Genomic DNA, 20,065 nt, shown 5'->3' with positions numbered 1-20,065 from the left:
GCCGAGAGCGCGAGGGCGGTCCCGCCGAGTGGGCGGGTGCCTGCATAGGATCGAGAGCATGGCCGGATTCTGGGGCAGTCGTAAGAAAGAGCGCGAGGAGCTCGCCGCGGCGGACGCCGACCTCGCACGCAACGCGCAGACGGCGCTGGTCGAGGCGGACGAGCGCATCCGCACCACGTCGGACGAGCTGGTCTTCGCCGTCGCGGAGCTCGGGAACGACGCCACGAAGGACCTCCGCGACGCCCTCGACGCCGTGCGCACGCACCTGCAGGAGGCCTTCCACCTCCACCAGCTGAACCACGACGAGATCCCGGACACGCCAGAGGAGCTCCGCACCCGGAACGCCCGCATCGTCCAGCTGTGCGAGTGGGCCGGTGCGCTGCTGGACGACCGGACCGGCGCACTGTCCGAGGCGATCGCGCGGGCTCGACGGGCCCCGGAGATCATCGCGCGCGTACGCGCGGATGCCGCCACCCTGCGCACCCGTCTCCCCCACGCGCGCGACACCGTGGAGCGCCTGGCCGCCCGCTACTCCGACCACGCCCTCGCCCAGGTGCGCTCGAACCCCGCCGAAGCGGATCAGCTCCTCGGCTTCGCCGAGCACAGCGCGTCGGTCGCCGAGCGTCGACGCGACGCCGGCAACCGCGAGCAGGCCAACATGGCCCTCGAAGCGGCGACGGAATCGGTGCGTCGCGCCGAGACCCTGATCGATGCGGTCGAGACGTTCGAGGTCGAAGCGCTCCGGGCCGAATCCCTCCTCGCCGCGATCATCGAGGACTCGCGCGAGGACATCGCCGTGGCCTTGCGTGAACCGCACTCCCCCGCGGTGAGCACCGCGATCGGGAATCTGCAGGCCGCCCTCGCCGCCCTGCCCGCGGCGGGCGTGAACACGGACCCCTTCGAGCAGCTGTCCCGCCTCCGCGAGGCCAATTCCGGGTTGGATGCCGCCATCGCCGCCGCCCGCGAGCGCGCCGCGCGCCCGATCCCGCCTCTCGAGCACGTCCGGCATGCCATCGACGACGCCGACCGTCAGCTCGCCGTCGCACGCGACGTCATCGCGGGCCACCGCGGATGGATCGGCGCAGACGCCCGGACCCGCCTGGCCGAGGCCGAGCGCGTCCGGCAGGACCTCGATCGCGCCCTCGGCACGAGCGCGTCGACCGCGGTGACGATCGCGGAGGACGACCGCGAGCCCGCGATGGCGCACGCCCGGCGCGCGGCGTTCCTCGCCGGCGAAGCGCTGCAGCTCGCCCAGCGCGACATCGACCAGTCCCGTCCGCAGAACCCCGACTCGTGGGGCGGCGGACCCGGCTGGGGCGGTGGCGGACGCCGCGACGGCGGTTCGGGCGTGATGGGCGGCCTCCTCGGCGGCCTCGTGATCGGCAGCCTCCTGGACGGCATGTTCGACTGACCCCGGCGTCGGCGTACCGTCCGGGCGTCCACGCCCCGACGCGCGTGTGCCCCGGCACACGGCCGGGGCACACGCGGGTTGTCAGGACGCCACGACCTCCGGGGCCGTCTGCGTCGTCAGCGCGATGACACCGTAGTCCCATCCCTTGCGGCGGTACACCACACTCGGCTGGTCGCTCCGGGCATCGATGAACAGGAAGAAGTCGTGCCCGACCAGCTCCATGCGGTCGACGGCATCCTCCACGGTCATCCACTCCGCGTCGAAGCTCTTCGTGCGGATGACGACCGGGGTGTAATCCGCCTCCTCCTCCGCCGCGACGACCGGGACTTCCCCGGTGGCCACGGCGCGGAGCATCTCCACGGATGCCGGCTGCACGTCGATGCCGTGCAGCTCGCCGCTCTCCTTCTCGAACTTCGCCCCGCGCGGGTGGTTCCGCGCGTCGATGCGCTTGTCCTTCGCGCGACGCAGCTGCTCGCACAGCTTGTCCACGGCGAGATCGAGGGCGGTGAACTTGTCCCCGTCCGTGGCCTCCGCCCGCACGATGGGTCCCTTGCCGGTCACGGTGAGTTCGACGGTGTCGTCCTCGACCCGGCCATTGTGGTACGCGCGGTGAGTGACCTTCACGTCCACGCGCTGCGCGCGGGGAGCGAGGTGCTCGATCCGGGTGACCTTGTCTTCGACGACCGAGCGGAATCGCTCGGTGATGCTCACACCCACGCCGACGATGCTGGTTTCCATCCCTGACCTCCTTGTTCCGGTCCACCCGGTCAAGGGCGGACCTTCAGTCGCCTTGTGCACTCCACGCTAGTGCCGCGGGAGGCCGAAGTCACCTGGCAGTTTCCGATGCACCGAGCCCACCCGTCCCGTCTCGAGCGGAGGCGCCGTAACGCCGCGGCGTGGCCGCGAGGGCGACCGCGGCGACGACATGCGCCCCCTCCGCGCGCAGGGCCCGCACCGCGTCTTCGAGCGACGCGCCGGTCGTCACCACGTCGTCGAGGACGATCACGGGCAGCCCTCGCACACCCGCCGCCACGAGACTTCCCCGCACGTTCCGGCGCCGCCCCTCGACATCGAGCCCGCGCTGGTCCGCGGTTGCCCGCGCAAGCCGCAGACAGCGCCGGATCGGGAGGCCGGCGCGGAGGGCGAGAAGCTCCGGAACCCGGTAGCCGCGGCGCCGGAACGCCGCTCGCGAGGTCGGCATGGGCGCGAAGACCGTCGCGTCGTGCGCGACGGAATCGACGGCGGCACGGAGAGCGGGTCCCAGCGCGCGCGCGATCGACGTCCTCCCCTCCTCCTTCAACGCGCGCATCACGCGCGCGGGGATCCCCTCGAACCGCAGGGCGCTCGCCAGCGCGAGGTCGGTACCGGGCACGCGCCCGTGCACCACGGCGGGCGCGAGGGCGGCCTCGCACGTCGCGCAGAGGGCGATGTCCTCGGCGCCGCACCCGGCGCACTCGACCGGGAGCAGCAGGGTGAGCGCGTCGGCGAGCGCGCCGCGCACCGTCGCGGACCATCGCGAGGCATCCATCCGCCGAGCCTCGCGCCCGGTGTGCTCCTCACGCCGCGCGGGTGCGGCATCCGTGGAAGAACGCGGCCTCGGGGCGCCGGGGCCGCGCCTGGGGAGGAGGGCGCCGGTGAAGGGTTACTGCGGTGCGCCCTGCTGCGTCGCGAGGACACGGATGCCGGCGGCCGCCTGCTGCCACGTGGACCCGCGCCGAACGTACAGCGCGCCGTCCTCGCCGCGCAGGCGCACATTCGACAGCGACGTTCCGCCGGCGAGGGAGGCTGCGTCCCGTGGCGCCACCACCGTCGTACCCGGACCCCCCACGGCCTGCTCGAGGACGACGGTCGTGTCGTCCTGTCGCACGAGGACGCCGACGGTCTGGTCGTCGAGCCAGGCGACGTCGACGCCCGACCCGCCGAGGACCGACAGGAGCAGGGGCTCGTCCAGGACGATGGCGCCCTCGTCGGCACCGCGTCCGACCCCCGCGACCCACAGCACGGACCGGCCCCCCGCGGTCACCACGGCGGCGAGCCGGGTGCCGTCGCGGGAGAGCGAGAAGGCTTCGATGCCGGTCGCGTCCGGGAATGCACCCTCGACGTCGATCGGCTCCCCCGCGAGGGGGAAGACGCGCAGCGCCGACGGGTCCTCGCGCGGGACGCTCCAGACCCCGCCGCCGGGACCGATCGTGGGGTCGAGGAGGCCCGCGCGCTCGTCGAGGACCACGCTGGTCCGATCGTCGCGGACCCGCGCGACTTCACCGGTCCGGAGCAGAAGCGCGGCGAGATCGCGATCGACGGAGGTCTGGATCGCCACGGGGTCTACCGTCGTCATCACGTCGCTCAGTCCCGCGACCGGCTCGAGCTCGTCACCGGCGAGGTAACCGAAGCCGAGCTCGGTCAGCACGAGCGGGGCGCCGGGGATGCGCGTGGAGCGGACGGGCGCGGCGGTCGCCTCGAGCGGCGTGCCGTCGACGCTCATCTGCACGGCCGTGACGTTCGCCGTCGCGAGACTCGCCTCCAGCTGGGCCTGCATCCGATCGAGTGCCTGCGTGTCGGACGCGAGGACGCTCTCGGTGAGCTCCACCTCGGCCACGCCCGCGGACACGGGCACCGTCGGCCGGGCCTCGACGCCCTCGGGGAAGGCGGAGAACACGGCGCCGTCGAGCCAGTCGCTCTTGCTGCGGTTGACCAGCGCGTCGACGATGCTCGTCGCGGCGGTCGTGGTGGGGAACCACCGCACGTCGGGGACGAGGTACTCCCACCCGGGCGAGAAGTACATCACCGCGTACTCGTGGAAGACGCTCGGGAACAGCGCGCGGTCGAGGACCACGCCGTCCGGGGCGGCGGTGATCCGCCATTCGCCGTCGTCCTGCTGGGCGAGTTCGTACGACAGGGTGGTCGCCGCTTCATCGGCCTGCTGGTACGAGCCGCGGGCGTCGGTCGTGCCCACCACCGTCAACGACACCGAGACGAGGCCCTCCCCCGTCTCGACCGGCACGCGGTCGTTCTCGAGGTCGATGATCACGCCCGCCGACGGACGCCACGCCGACCGGAAGCCCGGCGCGAGGAACTCCCGCGCGCGCTCCCACCGGGCGCCCGCGCCCGGGGCGGACCCGGCGCGGATGAAGCCCTCGACGATCTGTTGCGGCGTCGCGCCGGGAAGCGGACCGACCGGCCGGAAGAAGACCTCCTGCGACCCCTCGGCCTCACCGGGCGCGCGTCCCGGATTGACCGGGCCGCTCGTGGGGAGACCGGCGCACGCGGTGAGCACGACGGCGAGGAGCGCGGCGCCGAGCCACGCGAAGAGGCGACGTCCCGCGGTCATCGTGCGCCCTCCGTCTGGGAACCGTCGGGCAGGAGCACGTCGATCGGCTGCGTGCCGCCGAGGGCGTCGAGCGGAGCCGCGGAGTCGTCGCCGGGATCGAGCGCGATCGGCGAGGGCCCGGTGAGCACTCCTCCGCGCCGCGGAAGGGTGAGGACGAAGTGCGAACCGCGGCCGACCTCGGTCCACACCGCCAGGTCGCCGCCGTGCAGGCGCGCATCGCCGAGCGAGATCGACAGTCCGAGACCCGTGCCGCCGATGGTCCGCTTCCGGGACGGATCGGCGCGCCAGAACCGGTCGAAGACCCGCTCGGCATCCGCGGCCTTCATGCCGAGACCGTAGTCGCGCACCCCGAGCGCCACCGCCTGCTGGTCGCTGTCGACGGTGACGACGATGGGACGGCCCTCCCCGTGTTCGATGGCGTTGCCGAGGAGGTTACGGACCACCCGGCGCACCCGGCGCGGATCCATGTCGACCGGGGAATATCCTCCCGGAGCGACCAGACGGACGTCAGTGCCGTTCTGGTCGGCGAGCTGCTGCATCGAGGCGATGACATCCTCCGCGAGATGGGCGAGGCTCGTCGGCTCGAGTTCCAGCTGCACCGACCCCGCGTCGTAGCGCGAGATCTCCAGGAGGTCGGTCAGGAGGGTCTCGAAGCGCTGGACCTGGGCGTTCAGGAGCTCGGCGGCGCGGGCGGTGGCCGGATCGAACTCCTCGCGTCGGTCGTTGATCATGTCCGCGGCCAGGCGGATCGTCGTCAGCGGCGTCCGCAGTTCGTGCGAGACGTCCGACACGAAGCGCTGCTGCACGAGGGAGAGATCGGCGAGCTCTTTGATCTGCGATTCGATGCTGTCGGCCATCGCGTTGAAGGAGCGCCCGAGCGTCGCCAGCTCGTCCTCACCCCGCACCGGAAGCCGCACACCGAGCTCGCCCGCGGCGAGCTTCGCGCTGGTGTCGGCGGCCTCGCCGATCGGCGTGGTCACCGAGCGAAGGACGAACCATGCGATGCCGCTGATCAGCAGCACCAGTCCGATGCCGACGATCCACAGGGTGCTCTGCACGAAGCCCAGGGTCTGGGGTGCGCCGGCGAGGTCGTAGCCGAGGTACAGCTCGTACGGACCGATCTCGGGGACGGACAGCTGCTGCCCGACGAGGATGCCGGGGACCGTGGTGCCGTCACCGGCCGGGAGTGCCACCGACTGCCACCACTGCTGATCCGGATCCAGCTGCACCCGATCGCGCAGGCCGTCGGTGACGATGTCCTCGATGCCGAGGAGGGAGGTGAAGTCCTGCGGGGCGTCGGCGGTGGGCGGCCCGATGCGGAACGCCGCGCTGACCGTGCTCGCCGACTGCTGTGCCAGGGTGTTGCGCACGACCGTCCAGACGTTCTGCAGCTGGACGCCGTCACCCTGCACCGACGCGTCGATCGTCCGCTGCGCGGCGACGGTCGCACGCTGGGCGTCGCGCAGCACCTGGTCCTTGCGCGACTCGAAGAGCTCGTTCTGGATCGCCAGGGCCATCCAGACGCAGGCCACGGTCACCGCGAGCGCCGTGAGACCGAGCGTCACCAGGATCGTGCGGAACCGCAGACTCCGTCGCCAGAGGGTCCGGAGGTTCCGCCACCACACCCGCCATCGCACACGGCGGCTGAGGGGTGTCGCGGTGGTGATCACCCCGGTAGTGACGGTCCCCGCGGGATCCGCGCCCGGGGTGGACGACAGCGTCACCTCACACGACCGTGCCCGCTCGATAGCCCACACCGCGCACCGTCGTGACGATCCGCGGGTTGTCGGGGTCGAGCTCGACCTTGGCGCGCAGGCGCTGGACGTGCACGTTCACCAGTCGCGTGTCGGCCTTGTAGTGATAGCCCCAGACCTGCTCGAGGAGCATCTCGCGCGAGAAGACCTGCTGCGGCTTCGAGGCGAGGGCCACGAGGAGCTCGAACTCCAGAGGCGTGAGCGGGATGACCTCGTCACCGCGCCGGACCTCGTGCGCGGCGACATCGACGGTGAGGTCGCCGATGCGCAGCGTGTCGCTCGCGGGCTGACCGGCCGGACGCAGACGCGTGCGGATGCGGGCGACCAGCTCTTTCGGGTTGAACGGCTTGACGATGTAGTCGTCCGCGCCGGACTCCAGGCCCTTCACCACGTCGGCCGTGTCGGTGCGCGCGGTGAGCATGATGATCGGGATGCCGGACTCCGCGCGCACGCGGGTGCAGATCTCGATCCCGTCCATGCCGGGGAGCATGAGGTCGAGGAGGATGAGGTCGGGCCGCTCGGTGCGCCACGCCTCGACCGCCTGCCCGCCGTCCGCGCAGAAAGCCGTGTCGAAACCCTCCGTGCGCAGGACGATGCCGATCATCTCGGCGAGAGCGGTGTCGTCATCGACCACCAGGATGCGTGAGGTCATCTCGCGGGTTCGTCCTCCACGTTCGGCGGGGTCGCCGATCAAGCGGTCCCCGTGCGCTTGTCACAGAGTAGTCGACCCGTCTGGATACCCGCCGCACACCGGGCCGGTGTCGCCGCCCGGCCGCGGCGCGTGTGACACGATAGGACCACCCGTCCGGTCCCCGAGACAGGACGGCATCCGAGCACAGGGAAACCATGCACAAGGGGGCACCGTGACCGCGTACCCGGCCTGGACGCCGGCTTCTCGCCCGGGGATCATCCCCCTGCATCCGCTCTCCTTCGGCACGATCCTCGGCCGCTCGTTCACGGCGCTGCGGCAGAACCCGCGCGTGCTGCTCGGGTTCGCCCTGGTCGTGCAGACGGTGGCCTATCTCGTCGTGCTCGTCGCCATCGGCGGCGTGGCGTTCGCGACCTTCGCCCGCCTGGACACGGTCCGACCGGGAAGCGAGGAGTTCGAGACGATCCTCGTCGGCTCGATCGCGATCACCGCCATCGCCTCCCTCGTGCTGGGCCTGGCCGCCGGAGCCCTCGGGGTCCTGGTGCAGGCGATCGTGGTGACCGAGGTCACCCACGCGGCCGTCGCCGAGAAGCTGCGCCTGGGACAGCTGTGGCAGCGGGTGAAGCCCGTCGCCTGGCGGCTCATCGGCTACACCGCCCTCATCCTCGTCGTGATCGTCGGCGCGCTGGCGATCGTGGCGCTGGTGATCGTCTCGCTCGCGCTCGTCGCCGTTCCGGTCGCGGTCATCCTCGGCATCCTGATCGTGCTCGGGATGATCCCGCTCGCCTGGTGGCTGACGATCAAGCTCCTCCTCGTGCCGGCGGTCATCCTCATGGAGCAGGCCACGATCGGTCGGGCCATCGGCCGGTCCTGGCGCCTGACGAAGGGGCGCTTCTGGCCCGCCCTGGGCGTGATCTTCCTCATCCCGCTGGTCTTCGGAGCCGTGGGACAGGTCATCTCGATCCCCTTCACCTTTCTCTCCAGCGGCCTGACGACGATCATCTCCCCCACGGGTGACCCCGCCCCGGCCGTGATCATCGGCACGATCGTGACGCTGCTCCTCGCGCAGGTGCTCACCCTCCTCATCCAGGCGGTCGCGGTCGTGGTGACCTCCACCGCGACGGCGCTCATCTACATCGACGCACGGATGCGGCGCGAGGGCCTCGACCTCGACCTCATGGCCTACGTCGAGCAGCGAGATGCGGGTGCCACAGGCCTCGGCGACCCCTACCGGGCCCACATCGGCCGCGAGATCGCCCCGCGTGCGGCTGCGCCGGCGCCCGTGCCCGGTGCCGCGCCCTACCCGCCCGCGGCCGGATATCCCGGCGCGGGGTACACGGCCCCGGGTGCGACGTACGCACCCCCCGCCGGGTACGCACCGGCAGCGGCGCCCGCTCCCCCGACGTCGGAGGCGCCCGCCGCGACGACTCCGGACCCGGCGCCGGAGTCTCCGGCCGCGCCGGCACCGACCCAGTGGGCGGCTCCGGGCACCTCCGGATCCGAGGCCCCGCGCGAGTGAGACCGCCGCTGACCGTCACGGCCGTGCCGCCACTCCTCCCCGACGGGGACGAGGCACGGGAGTGGGCCGAGCGCGAGCTCACCGGCCCCGCCTATCGGATCGCCGAACCGACACCGCTCGATCGTGCCGCGCGCGCGGTCGTGGACTTCTTCACCGACCTCTTCTCCACGCCGCTGGACGGTGGCCTCGGCCCGACCGTCGCGCTCGTCGCGGCGATCGTGGCGGTGCTCCTCATCGGCGCCGCCTTCGCCGTATGGGGGATGCCGCGCCGGCGCCCCCGGGCACCCGCGGCACCGACGATCCTCTTCGGAGAGCGGGAGGACCGATCCGCCGACGACCTCCGACGGGCAGCGGACGAGCGGGCCCGCGCCGGCGACTTCGACGCCGCGGTGGTCCTGCGCTTCCGCGCCCTCGCGCGCGCATGCCTCGAGCGCGGGGTCGTCGACCTCCCGCCCGGTGCCACGGTGCACGCCTTCGCGCGCGCGGCATCGGCATCCTTCCCCGCCTCCCGCGAGGGCCTGGATCGGGTCGCCGACGACTTCGACGACGTGCGCTACCTCCGAAAGCCCGGGTCGGCCGAGGCGTACCGCCGCGTGAGCGAGGTCGACGACGAGATCCGCCGCGCCACGCCCCGCACCGCCGCGGCGGTCCCGGCATGAGCGCGGCATCCGTCTCCGAGCGGACGACCACGCGCGGGCGGCGCATCGGCACGTGGGTCGTGATCGCGCTCGTCCTGCTCCTGGTCGGGGCGGCCGGCGCCGCGATCTCGAGCCTGTCCGAGTGGAGCCAGCGCGGAGTCCTGGACCCGGAGTCGGCGGGCCCGCAGGGCACCCGCGCGGTCGTGGAGATCCTGCGGGAACAGGGTGTGGACGTGCGCGTCGCGCGGTCGCGCGACGATGCGGCCGAGTTGCTCGCGGCCGGGGCGGCGACCCTCGTCCTGCCCGATGCCCCCGCCCTGTCGGATGAGGCGCTGGAAGCCCTCGTCGACGAGGCCGCGGACGTCGTGCTGATCGAGCCCCGTTCGCGCACCCTGTCGATGTTCCTCGCGGATGCCGCACCCGGCGGTGTCGCCGACGGCGACGCGGTCGCCCCCGCCTGCGCGCTGCCCGCCGCAGAGCGCGCCGGCGCGATCACGCCCGGAGTCCTGTATCTCGCGGGGGATGCCGCCACCGCCTGCTATCCGGTCGACGACGCCCACGCCCTGCTCGTCACCGCGGACGGCGACGCCTCGCGCAGCGCCGTGGACGGCCGGTCGATCATGACGAACGAGAACCTCGCCGCCGAGGGCAACGCCGCCCTGTCGCTCGCTCTCCTCGGGCAGAACCCGGTGGCGGTCTGGTACGTCCCGAACGTCGCCGACTCCGACCTGGCGCCCGGCGACCTGTCGCTCGGCGAGCTCACTCCCCCGTGGGTGAGCCCCGTCATCGTGCTGCTCCTCGCGGCGGGCGTCGCGGCGGCGATCTGGCAGGGGCGCCGGTTCGGCCCGCTCGTCGCCGAGCGGCTTCCCGTGACCGTCCGCGCCGCCGAGACGACCCAGGGACGCGCGCGACTCTACGCCCAGACGCGCGACCGCACCCACGCTCTCGACGAGCTGCGGATCGCGGCCCTCCGGCGCCTGGCCCGCGCGCTCGGCCTCGGCCCCGCGGCTTCTGCTGCGGAGATCGCCGATGCCGCGGCGCTGCGCACCGGCACCGACCGCGGCGTCGCCCGCGGCATCCTGATCGACGACCTCCCCGGCACCGACGAGCGTTTCGTCGCCGTCGCCGCGTCCCTGCGAGACCTCGAGGAGGCCGTGCACGCGGCCGTCCGACCGGAAAGGAACACCCCGTGACCGATTCCCCGCTCACCCCCGCCGCCGATGTCGCGGCATCCGTCGCCGGCTCCCCCCTCGACGACGCGGCGCTCCGCGAGGCCATGAACCGCGTGCGCACCGAGGTCGGCAAGGCCGTCGTCGGACAGGACGGCACCGTCACCGGGCTCCTGATCGCGCTGCTGGCTCGCGGCCACGTGCTGCTCGAGGGTGTGCCGGGGGTGGCCAAGACGCTTCTCGTACGCGCGTTCAGCACCGCCCTGGGGCTGGACACCAAGCGCATCCAGTTCACCCCGGACCTGATGCCCGGCGACGTGTCGGGTTCGCTCGTCTACGACGCGCGAACCGGCGAGTTCGAGTTCCGCGACGGACCGGTGTTCACCAACATCGTGCTCGCGGACGAGATCAACCGGACCCCGCCCAAGACGCAGTCCGCCCTCCTGGAGGCGATGGAGGAACGCCAGGTGTCGACCGACGGGGTCTCGCGACGCCTCCCCGATCCGTTCCTCGTCGCGGCCACGCAGAACCCGATCGAGCACGAGGGCACCTACACGCTCCCCGAGGCGCAGCTGGACCGGTTCCTCCTGAAGCTCATCGTGGAGGCGCCGTCCCGCGAGGCCGAGATGACGGTGCTCCGCCGCCACGCGAGCGGCTTCGACCCGCGCGACCTCGCTGCGGCGGGCCTCGTGCGCGCCGCCAGCATCGACGAGGTCCACGCCGCGCAGCGCGCCGCGGCGCGGGTGGACGTCTCCGACGATCTGCTCGGCTACGTCGTCGACCTCGCCCAGGCCACGCGCCGGAGCCCCTCGGTGCAGGTGGGCGTCAGCCCCCGCGCGACCACGGCCCTCCTCGCCGCGGCGAAGGCGTGGGCGTGGCTCGGCGGCTACCCCGCGATCACCCCCGATCACGTGCAGACCATGCTCGTGCCGACGTGGCGTCACCGTATCCGTCTCCGGGCGGATGCGGAGCTCGAGGGCGTCTCGGTCGACGCCGTCCTCACCTCGGTGCTGCAGCAGACCCGCGTCCCCGTCTGACCCGCCGTGTTCGTCACCGCCCGCCTCCCCCTGCTCGTCGCCGCCGGCGCCGTGCCGGTGGTGCTGCTGTCGCTCGCGGGCGTCGACGCCTGGATCGCCGCCGGGGCGTGGCTGCTCCTGTGCATCGCCGTAACGCTCGTCGACGCGGTCGCCGCCCCCGATCCGGGCGACCTGCGCGTGGAGCGCTCCCTGCCGAGCAGGGCGCGGCTCGGCGCACCGGTGGCCACGGACCTGACCCTCCGCAACACCGGATCGCGGCGCATCCGCGGGCGCGCACGCGACGCCTGGCAACCCACCGCGGGCGCGCCGGCCGATCGACCGCGCATCGACATCCCCGCCGGCGAGGCGAGGACCCTCGGCATCCCGCTGCTCCCCCGCCGCCGCGGCGAACTCACCTCGCGTTTCGTCGTCGTCCGCGCGGAGGGGCCGCTGCGGATCGCGGGACGCCAGCGCCGCCTCGACGCCCTCGGTGTCATCCGGGCACTCCCGCCCTTCCACGCCCGCCGGCACCTGCCCTCGCGCCTCGCGCGTCTGCGCGAACTCGACGGCAACACCAGCGTGCAGGTGCGCGGACAGGGCACCGAGTTCGACAGCCTGCGCGAGTACGTCCGCGGCGACGACGTCCGCTCGATCGACTGGCGCGCCACCGCACGCGCGGGCACGACGATGCTCCGCACCTGGCGGCCCGAGCGCGACCGGCACATCGTCATCGTCATCGACACCGGGCGCACCTCCGCCGCGCGCGTCGGCGACGGCGTGCGCATGGATGCCGCGATGGAAGCGGCCCTGCTGCTCTCGGCGCTCGCGACCCGCGCGGGCGATCACGTGCACCTGGTCATGTTCGATCGCGCCGTCCGCGCCCGGGTGAGTCGCGTGGACGGCCCCGCGCTCCTGCCCGCGCTCGTGGACGCGATGGCACCGGTGGAACCGCAGCTCATCGACACCGACTGGGACGCCGCGATCGCGCAGGTCCGCGCCCTCACCTCCCGACCCTCGCTCGTGGTGTTGCTGACCGCGCAGGACGCCGTGGGTGCCGCGCGGGGCTTCCTCGCGACGCTGCCCGCGCTGACCCGCGATGCGGTGGTTCTCGTGGGCTCGGTCACCGAGGATGCGGCATCCGTTCCCGACCGCCCCGATGTCGACGACCTCTACGCGCTGGCCGCTGCCGCGCGTGCCGAGAGGGATGCCGCCGCGGTGGCCGCGGCGGTCGTCCGTGCGGGGGCCGATGCGATCGCCGGCTCACCGGACGACCTCCCCCCGCGGATCGCCGACCGCTACCTCGCGCTCAAGGCCGCCGGCCGCCTGTAGCTGGGCATCGACACGCGAGGTCATTTCGCGCGCCGAGTCTGGGAAAAAACCTGGGCGCCTCGGTACTCTCACGTCGAAGAAAGGAGTCCGCCATGTCGGATGCCGCAACCACCCCGTCTACGGCCACCAAGCTCGTCGCGGAGGCCCTGGGGACGTTTTTGCTGGTTTTCGGGGCGATCGGTGCGGCGCTCGTCGCCGGCGAGGTCGTGGGAGTGCTCGGGATCTCGCTGGCCTTCGGCCTGACGATCCTCGCGGGCATCTACGCGTGGGGCCCGATCTCGGGCGGCCACTTCAACCCCGCGGTCACCGTGGGGCTCGCCGCCGCGGGACGTTTCGCCTGGAAGGACGCCCCCGGCTACATCATCGCCCAGATCATCGGCGGGGCGCTCGGGACGACGCTCATCGTCCTCATCGGCCTGTTCGGACCGGAGGGGTGGCTCACCGCGGCGCAGGACGGCGGCTTCGCCAGCAACGGCTTCGGCGGCGCCTCCCCCGGCGGCTTCGGTCTGGGGGCGGCGATCATCGCCGAGATCCTGTTCACCGCGATCTTCGTGCTGATCATCCTCGGCGTCACCCACCCGCAGCGAGGAGCGGCGGGCTTCGCCGGCATCGCGATCGGTCTCACCCTGACCCTGATCCACCTCGCCTCGATCCCGATCGACAACACCTCGGTGAACCCTGCCCGGTCCATCGCGACTGCCCTGTACGGCGGGGGCGAGGCGCTCCTCCAGCTGTGGGTGTTCCTCGTCTTCCCGATCGTGGGCGCGCTCGTCGCGGGTCTGCTGCACCGCGCGCTCTTCGAGCCCAAGGGCTCGGTGCCCCCGGCTCCCAAGGAAGCGCGCGTCAAGTAGCCCGCACCCCGTCCGTTCACTTGTCGCGTCCTGCGGGTGCGCGGCGCTCGAACCCGCAAGAGGCGACAAGTGAACGGCACCGCACGTGCGGACAGGCCCGCCCCGGAGGTTCCGGGGCGGGCCTGTCGTGTCGCTCACACCTGAGCGCGGTGTCAGCGCAGGTCGAACCGATCGAGCTCGGTGACCTTGCCCCAGGCCTTGACGAACTCGCGCACGAACTTCTCGTTCGCGTCGTCCGAGGCGTAGACCTCGGCGAGCGCGCGCAGCTCGGAGTTCGAGCCGAACAGCAGATCAGCACGCGTGCCGATGCCGACGACCTCGCCCGAGCCGTCCTTCGTGCCCTGGAACGCGTGCGCTCCCGGGTCGAGCGGCTTCCAGGTGGTGCCGAGATCGAGGAGGTTCACGAAGAAATCGTTCGAGAGGACTCCCGGACGCTCGGTGAAGACCCCGAGCTGCGAACCGTCGTAGTTGGCGCCCAGCACACGCAGTCCACCGACGAGGACCGTCATCTCCGGCGCGCTGAGGGTGAGGAGGTTCGCCTTGTCGACCAGCAGGTACTCCGCCGGCAGCTCGGCGAGCGGGCCGTAGTAGTTGCGGAACCCGTCGGCGACCGGCTCGAGCCAGTCGAAGGACTCCACGTCGGTCTGCTCGATCGAGGCGTCGGTGCGGCCCGGGTGGAAGACCACCTCGGCCGCGACACCGGCATCCGCCGCCGCCTTCTCGACCGCCGCATTGCCGGCGAGCACGATGAGGTCGGCCAGCGACACCTTCTTGCCGTCGGTGCGGTCGGCGTCGAACGAGGCCTTGATGCCCTCGAGGACGCCCAGCACCTTCTGCAGCTGGGCGGGGTTGTTGACGGCCCAGTCCTTCTGCGGGGCGAGCCGCACGCGCGCGCCGTTGACGCCGCCGCGCTTGTCGCTGCCTCGGAAGGTGGATGCCGCGGCCCACGTGGTCGAGACGAGCTCGGCCACGGTCAGCCCGGAGTCCAGGATCTGCGCCTTCAGCGCTGCCGCGTCGGCGTCGTCGATGAGGACGTGGTCGACCGCGGGGATCGGGTCCTGCCAGATGAGGTCCTCTGCGGGGACCTCCGGGCCGAGGTAGCGGGCCTTGGGCCCCATGTCGCGGTGGGTCAGCTTGAACCACGCGCGCGCGAACGCGTCGCCGAACGCCACCGGGTCCTCGAGGAACCGGCGCGAGATCTTCTCGTACGCCGGGTCCATGCGAAGCGCCAGGTCGGTGGTCAGCATGCGCGGCTCACGACGCTGCGACGGGTCGTGGGCGAGGGGGACCATGTCGGCGCCGGCGCCGTTCTTCGGACGCCACTGGTGCGCCCCGGCCGGGCTCTTGGTGAGCTCCCAGTCGTAGGCGAACAGGATGTGGAAGAACTCGTTGTCCCAGCGGGTCGGGTGGTAGGTCCACGTCACCTCGAGGCCCGAGGTGATCGTGTCGTCGCCCTTGCCGGTGCCGTAGGAGCTCTTCCAGCCCAGGCCCTGCTCCTCGAGACCGGCGGCCTCGGGGTTCACGTCGAGGTGCGCGTCGGATGCCGCACCGTGGGTCTTGCCGAAGGTGTGCCCGCCGGCGATGAGCGCGACGGTCTCCTCGTCGTTCATGGCCATGCGGCCGAACGTCTCACGGATGTCGTGCGCGGCGAGCAGCGGGTCGGGGTTGCCCTCGGGGCCCTCGGGGTTGACGTAGATGAGACCCATGTGGGTCGCGCCCAGGGGGCCACGGAGCTTGCGGTCGGATCCGGTGAAGCGCTGGTCGCTGCCCATCCACTCCGTCTCGCCACCCCAGTACACGTCGTCGTCGGGCTCCCAGACGTCGGGGCGTCCGCCGGCGAAGCCGAAGGTGTTGAAGCCCATGGACTCCAGCGCGACGTTGCCGGCGAGGATCATGAGGTCGGCCCACGACAGCGACTGGCCGTACTTCTTCTTCACGGGCCAGAGGAGGCGCCGGGCCTTGTCGAGGTTGACGTTGTCGGGCCAGCTGTTCAGCGGCGCGAAGCGCTGCTGACCGGCGCCGCCGCCGCCACGGCCGTCCGTGACACGGTAGGTGCCCGCGGAGTGCCACGCCATGCGGATCATGAGCGGGCCGTAGTGTCCGAAGTCGGCGGGCCACCAGTCCTGCGAGGTGGTCATCAGCTCTTCGATGTCCTTCTTCACCGCGGCGAGGTCGAGCTTCGCGAACGCCTCGGCGTAGTCGAAGTCCTCACCGAGCGGGTTCGCCACGGCGGGGTTCTTCGCGAGGATCTTCAGGTTCAGCTTGTTCGGCCACCAGACGCGGTTGGCCTCGCCCGCGGTGGGGTGGGGCATCGAGGTGTGGACGACCGGGCAGCCGCCGGCCGCGGCCTCGGGCTCGTCGGTGACGGTGACGGACTGTTCGGGCTCGACCTCTCCGCCGACGCCGGCGGTGGCCTCATCGTGATGGGACATGGTGTTCCTTCCTCGAGGGGTGGGGTGACGGATGCCGGTTCAGGTGACGGGTGCGCCCGCGCACGCGGGACACACCCCCCAGAACGTGACCTCCGCGGAGGCCACGGTGAACCCGCGGGAGTGGGAGGGGGTCAGGCACGGCGCTTCGCCGACGACGCAGTCCACGTCTTCCACCGCGCCGCAGCGCGAGCAGACGAGGTGGTGGTGGTTGTCGCCGACGCGGAGCTCGTACATCCCCGCGCGCCCGGCCGGTTCGATCCGGCGGGCGATGCCCGCGTCGGTGAAGTTGCCGAGGGCGTTGTACACCGACTGGCGGCTGGCGCCCGGCATCCGCTCGACGACGAGCGGGAAGAGCTCGTCGACGGAGGAGTGCGGGCGTGCCGCGAGCGCGTCGAGCACCGCTCGTCGCGACTCGGTGACCCTCAGGCCCGCGTCGCGCAGAACGGCGCTCGCGTCGGGTCCGGAGTGGTCGTCATGCACCCCGCCAGCGTAGCGCTTTTTTGATCAGATCAAAAGAAGAGCGGATGCCGGATCACCCGGCGACGAGGGTCGGGGTGCCGGCGTCGGCCTCTTCGAGATCGCCCGTCTCCCCCAGCCGGACGGCACGTCGCCCCACGACCAGCATGTAGACGAGGAACAGGGCGAGGGCGAGCGCTCCGATGCCGATCTTGACCGGCCACGGCCACGGCTGGGCGGTCACGAAACCCTCGATGAGACCCGAGACGGCGAGCGCGATGACGAGGCCGATCGCGATGGTCGCGAGCGATCGTCCGGCCGCGGCGAGGGCCTCTCCGCGCGAGCGCCGGCCGGGCGCCACCCACGCCCAGAAGATGTGCAGACCCGCCGCCCCCGCGACGAAGATCGCGGTGAGCTCGAGCAGCCCGTGCGGGAGGATGAAGAGCAGGAACACGTCGCCGCGGTCGAAGGCGAGCATGATGGCGGCGGCGGTCCCGACGCCCACGGCGTTCTGCACCAGCACCATCAGAGGCCAGATGCCGGTGATGCCGAACAGCACGCACTGCGCGGCGATCCAGGCGTTGTTGGTCCACACCGTCCCGGCGAAGACCGCCGCGGGGTTCTCGCTGTAGTAGTCGGTGAACTGCTCCTCGGCGTACTGCTCGAGCTGGAGCTGCGGTCCGAGGCTCGCCACGAGCGCCGGGTCGCCCGAGACCCAGAACGCCACGACGGCGCCTGTGGCGATGAACGCGAGCGCGATCACGAGTGTGGTCCACCGCACCCGGTACAGCGCCGCGGGCAGCTGGAGCACGAAGAAGCGCGGGATCTGCCGCATGACGTTCTCCGGCGCCCCGGTGAGCTTCAGCCGGGCGCGGGCGAGGACGGTCGAGAGGTAGTCGCCCTGCGTGGTGCGGCCGGCGGAGGTCTTCAGATCGGCGAGATCCGCGGATGCCGCGCGGTACCGCTCGACGAGCTCGTCGATCTCGGCTCCGGTGAGGTGACGCTGCCGACTCAGGGCGTCGAGGCGCGCCCACTCCTCGCGCCGTGCGGAGGTCAGGGCGTCGAGGTCCATTTGATTTACTGTACCCATGGCCGCCGACCCGATCCTCGTCCAGATCCATCAGGACGAGGTGCTCACCGGGGAGGCCGTCGCCCTCAACGTACAGCCGGTCGGCTTCTTCCTGCGGGCCCTCGGCGTCCTCATCGACATGCTGGCGAGCCTGGTGCTCCTCCTGCTCTTCGCGCTCGTGGCGTCCTGGATGGTCGGCGCCGGCGTCGTGGACGAGACCGTCGTGCCGATCCTCACCATCGTGATGGTGGTCCTCGTCCTGGTCGTCCTCCCCACCGTCGTCGAGACGACCACGCGCGGGCGGAGCCTCGGCCGACTCGCGGTGGGCGGGCGGATCGTCCGCGCCGACGGCGGGGCATCCGGATTCCGTCAGGCCTTCATCCGGGCGCTCACCGGCGTCCTCGAGCTGTGGTTCACCTTCGGCGCACTCGCGGCGATCGTGGGGGCCTTCACGCCGCGGTCGCAGCGCCTCGGCGATCTACTGGCCGGCACCTACTCCGAGCGCACGCGGACGCCGAAGCTCGTCGACGCCCCGCTCCCCGTCCCGCCGCCGCTGGCCGCGTGGGCCGAGATCGCCGACGTCGCGCGCCTCCCCGACCCGCTCGCGCGCCGCATCGCGAGATTCGCGGTGTCGGCTCCGAACCTCGATCCGGCCGTGCGTGCGCGGCTCGCCGCATCCCTCGTCGAGGAGTCGCGCGCGTTCGTCTCACCGCTTCCCACGATGGATGCCGAGACCGTGCTGCGCGGCATCACCGCCGTCCGTCGCGAGCGCGAGGAGCGGGCGCTGCAGCTGCGCGCCGAGCGCGTCGACACCCTGGCCCGGCACGCCGGCGATCCGCCCCGCGGCTTCCCCGCGCGCTGACCCGCTGAGCGTCTGGTCCGCTGAGCCGCACGCGCAGAGAGCCCCGGACTCTGTGCCCGGGGCTCTCCGCAGGCGTCAGTAGCGGTAGTGCTCGAGCTTGTAGGGTCCCTCGACCGGCACGCCGATGTAGGCGGCCTGGTCACGGGTGAGCTCGGTGAGCTGCACGCCGAGGGCGTCGAGGTGCAGGCGCGCGACCTTCTCGTCGAGGTGCTTGGGGAGCACGTAGACCCCGGTGGGGTACTCCTCGCGCTTGGTGTACAGCTCGAGCTGGGCGAGCACCTGGTTGGTGAAGGACGCGCTCATGACGAACGAGGGGTGGCCGGTGGCGTTCCCGAGGTTCATCAGACGTCCCTCGCTGAGGATCAGGACGCTGCGGCCGTTCGGCAGGCGCCACTCGTGCACCTGCGGCTTGATCTCGATGCGCTCGGCACCGGGCAGCGACTCGAGAGCGGCCATGTCGATCTCGTTGTCGAAGTGGCCGACGTTGCCGACGATCGCGAGGTGCTTCAGCGACAGCAGGTCATCGACCGTCACGACGTCCTTGTTGCCGGTTCCGGTGATGAGGATGTCGATCTGGTCGGCGACGTCGGCCAGACGCGCGACCTGGTAGCCGTCCATCGCGGCCTGGAGCGCGCAGATCGGGTCGACCTCGCTGACGATGACCCGCGCGCCCTGACCGCGGAGCGCCTCGGCCGCGCCCTTGCCGACATCACCGTACCCGGCGACGAAGGCGACCTTCCCGCCCACGAGGACGTCGGTGGCGCGGTTGATCCCGTCGGGAAGCGAGTGGCGGATGCCGTACTTGTTGTCGAACTTCGACTTGGTGACCGAGTCGTTGACGTTGATCGCGGGGAAGAGCAGGTCGCCCGCGGCGAACAGCTCGTAGAGGCGGTGGACGCCGGTCGTGGTCTCCTCGGTGACGCCGATGAGTCCCTCTGCCATGCGGGTGAAACGCTGCGGATCGCGGGCGAGGCTCGCGCGCAGGATGTCGAGGATGACCCGGTATTCGCCGGAGTCGCCTGCGGCGGCATCCGGCACCGCCCCCTCGCGCTCGAACTCGACACCCTTGTGCACCAGGAGCGTCGCGTCTCCTCCGTCGTCGAGGATGAGGTTCGGACCGTCGGCGCCCTCGGCGCTCCAGTCGAAGATGCGGTCGGTGCAGCGCCAGTACTCCTCGAGCGTCTCGCCCTTCCAGGCGAAGACGGGGACGCCGGCGGGAGCGTCGATCGTGCCGGTCGGGCCGACGACGACGGCCGCGGCGGCTTCGTCCTGCGTGGAGAAGATGTTGCAGCTGGCCCAGCGCACCTGCGCGCCGAGGCTCACGAGCGTCTCGATGAGGACGGCGGTCTGCACCGTCATGTGCAGGGACCCCGCGATCCGCGCGCCCTTCAGGGGCTGCAGCGGACCGAACTCCTCGCGGAGGGCCATGAGGCCCGGCATCTCGTTCTCGGCGAGGCGGAGCTGATGGCGTCCGGCCTCGGCGAGGCTCAGATCGGCGACCTCGAAGTCGAGGGCGGGAACGGCGGGAGCAGCGGCGGTGTCGATGGACATTCCACCATTCTCCCACGCGCCGGATCGGGGC

Annotated in this window: 17 protein-coding genes; 8 read left to right on the top strand and 9 right to left on the bottom strand. The window is 72.1% G+C overall.

Features of this window, described 5'->3' with window-relative positions; translation table 11 throughout:
• Positions 1–58: 58 nt before the first annotated feature.
• Positions 59–1,411 (top strand): hypothetical protein, encoded by a 1,353-nt coding sequence (locus LTL01_RS08890; RefSeq protein ID WP_236968292.1) that lies wholly within the window; start codon positions 59–61, stop codon positions 1,409–1,411.
• An 81-nt stretch (positions 1,412–1,492) separates the two neighbouring features.
• On the opposite strand, the gene hpf is transcribed toward LTL01_RS08890, so the two are convergent.
• The 5 genes from hpf to mtrA all read right to left on the bottom strand — a co-directional run bounded on the left by hpf (position 1,493) and on the right by mtrA (position 7,145).
• Entirely contained in the window at positions 1,493–2,149 is a 657-nt protein-coding gene (gene hpf / locus LTL01_RS08885) for a ribosome hibernation-promoting factor, HPF/YfiA family (RefSeq protein ID WP_053547703.1), read from the bottom strand.
• 88 nt (positions 2,150–2,237) lie between these two features.
• Entirely contained in the window at positions 2,238–2,939 is a 702-nt protein-coding gene (locus tag LTL01_RS08880) for a ComF family protein (protein ID WP_236968291.1), read from the bottom strand.
• Positions 2,940–3,053: 114 nt separating this feature from the next.
• On the bottom strand, positions 3,054–4,739 hold the full coding sequence (locus LTL01_RS08875; protein ID WP_236968290.1) for an LpqB family beta-propeller domain-containing protein: 1,686 nt from the start codon (positions 4,737–4,739) through the stop codon (positions 3,054–3,056).
• Complete coding sequence (mtrB, locus tag LTL01_RS08870; RefSeq protein ID WP_372461332.1) at positions 4,736–6,409, bottom strand: MtrAB system histidine kinase MtrB; 1,674 nt, start codon at positions 6,407–6,409, stop codon at positions 4,736–4,738. Before mtrB ends, LTL01_RS08875 begins: the two co-directional genes overlap by 4 nt.
• A gap of 55 nt (positions 6,410–6,464) precedes the next feature.
• Positions 6,465–7,145, bottom strand: coding sequence for an MtrAB system response regulator MtrA (mtrA, locus tag LTL01_RS08865; protein ID WP_053547706.1), 681 nt, complete (start codon positions 7,143–7,145; stop codon positions 6,465–6,467).
• Between the two features lie 211 nt (positions 7,146–7,356).
• Between mtrA and LTL01_RS08860 the strand changes: the two genes are divergently transcribed.
• From LTL01_RS08860 to LTL01_RS08835, 6 genes are all read left to right on the top strand, one after another.
• Entirely contained in the window at positions 7,357–8,661 is a 1,305-nt protein-coding gene (locus LTL01_RS08860; protein ID WP_236968289.1) for a glycerophosphoryl diester phosphodiesterase membrane domain-containing protein, read from the top strand.
• A gap of 23 nt (positions 8,662–8,684) precedes the next feature.
• Positions 8,685–9,320: a DUF4129 domain-containing protein gene (locus LTL01_RS14860; RefSeq protein WP_236968288.1), complete on the top strand. Its 636-nt coding sequence runs from the start codon at positions 8,685–8,687 to the stop codon at positions 9,318–9,320.
• Positions 9,317–10,492, top strand: coding sequence for a DUF4350 domain-containing protein (locus LTL01_RS08850; protein ID WP_236968287.1), 1,176 nt, complete (start codon positions 9,317–9,319; stop codon positions 10,490–10,492). Before LTL01_RS14860 ends, LTL01_RS08850 begins: the two co-directional genes overlap by 4 nt.
• Positions 10,493–10,575: 83 nt before the next feature.
• On the top strand, positions 10,576–11,505 hold the full coding sequence (locus tag LTL01_RS08845; RefSeq protein ID WP_236968426.1) for an AAA family ATPase: 930 nt from the start codon (positions 10,576–10,578) through the stop codon (positions 11,503–11,505).
• Between the two features lie 6 nt (positions 11,506–11,511).
• Positions 11,512–12,813: a DUF58 domain-containing protein gene (locus LTL01_RS08840; protein ID WP_236968286.1), complete on the top strand. Its 1,302-nt coding sequence runs from the start codon at positions 11,512–11,514 to the stop codon at positions 12,811–12,813.
• Between the two features lie 92 nt (positions 12,814–12,905).
• Positions 12,906–13,664, top strand: a complete 759-nt coding sequence (locus LTL01_RS08835; RefSeq protein WP_236968285.1) for an aquaporin — start codon at positions 12,906–12,908, stop codon at positions 13,662–13,664.
• A 152-nt stretch (positions 13,665–13,816) separates the two neighbouring features.
• On the opposite strand, the gene katG is transcribed toward LTL01_RS08835, so the two are convergent.
• Genes katG through LTL01_RS08820 form a run of 3 tightly spaced genes read right to left on the bottom strand, consistent with a single transcriptional unit; the run spans position 13,817 to position 17,624 of the window.
• Positions 13,817–16,096: a catalase/peroxidase HPI gene (katG, locus tag LTL01_RS08830; RefSeq protein ID WP_236968284.1), complete on the bottom strand. Its 2,280-nt coding sequence runs from the start codon at positions 16,094–16,096 to the stop codon at positions 13,817–13,819.
• A 39-nt stretch (positions 16,097–16,135) separates the two neighbouring features.
• Positions 16,136–16,576, bottom strand: coding sequence for a Fur family transcriptional regulator (locus tag LTL01_RS08825; protein ID WP_236968283.1), 441 nt, complete (start codon positions 16,574–16,576; stop codon positions 16,136–16,138).
• A gap of 52 nt (positions 16,577–16,628) precedes the next feature.
• Positions 16,629–17,624: a stage II sporulation protein M gene (locus LTL01_RS08820; RefSeq protein WP_236968282.1), complete on the bottom strand. Its 996-nt coding sequence runs from the start codon at positions 17,622–17,624 to the stop codon at positions 16,629–16,631.
• Between the two features lie 16 nt (positions 17,625–17,640).
• Here LTL01_RS08820 and LTL01_RS08815 point away from each other — a divergent pair, with 16 nt between their 5' ends.
• On the top strand, positions 17,641–18,483 hold the full coding sequence (locus LTL01_RS08815; protein ID WP_236968281.1) for an RDD family protein: 843 nt from the start codon (positions 17,641–17,643) through the stop codon (positions 18,481–18,483).
• A 75-nt stretch (positions 18,484–18,558) separates the two neighbouring features.
• On the opposite strand, the gene ahcY is transcribed toward LTL01_RS08815, so the two are convergent.
• Complete coding sequence (gene ahcY, locus LTL01_RS08810) at positions 18,559–20,034, bottom strand: adenosylhomocysteinase (protein WP_236968280.1); 1,476 nt, start codon at positions 20,032–20,034, stop codon at positions 18,559–18,561.
• Positions 20,035–20,065: the final 31 nt, after the last annotated feature.

Source organism: Microbacterium aurantiacum (assembly GCF_021654035.1).
Taxonomy (GTDB): Bacteria; Actinomycetota; Actinomycetes; order Actinomycetales; family Microbacteriaceae; genus Microbacterium; species Microbacterium aurantiacum.
The sequence above is the reverse complement of the archived record's forward strand: the minus strand, read 5'-3'. Positions and strand labels throughout refer to the sequence as shown.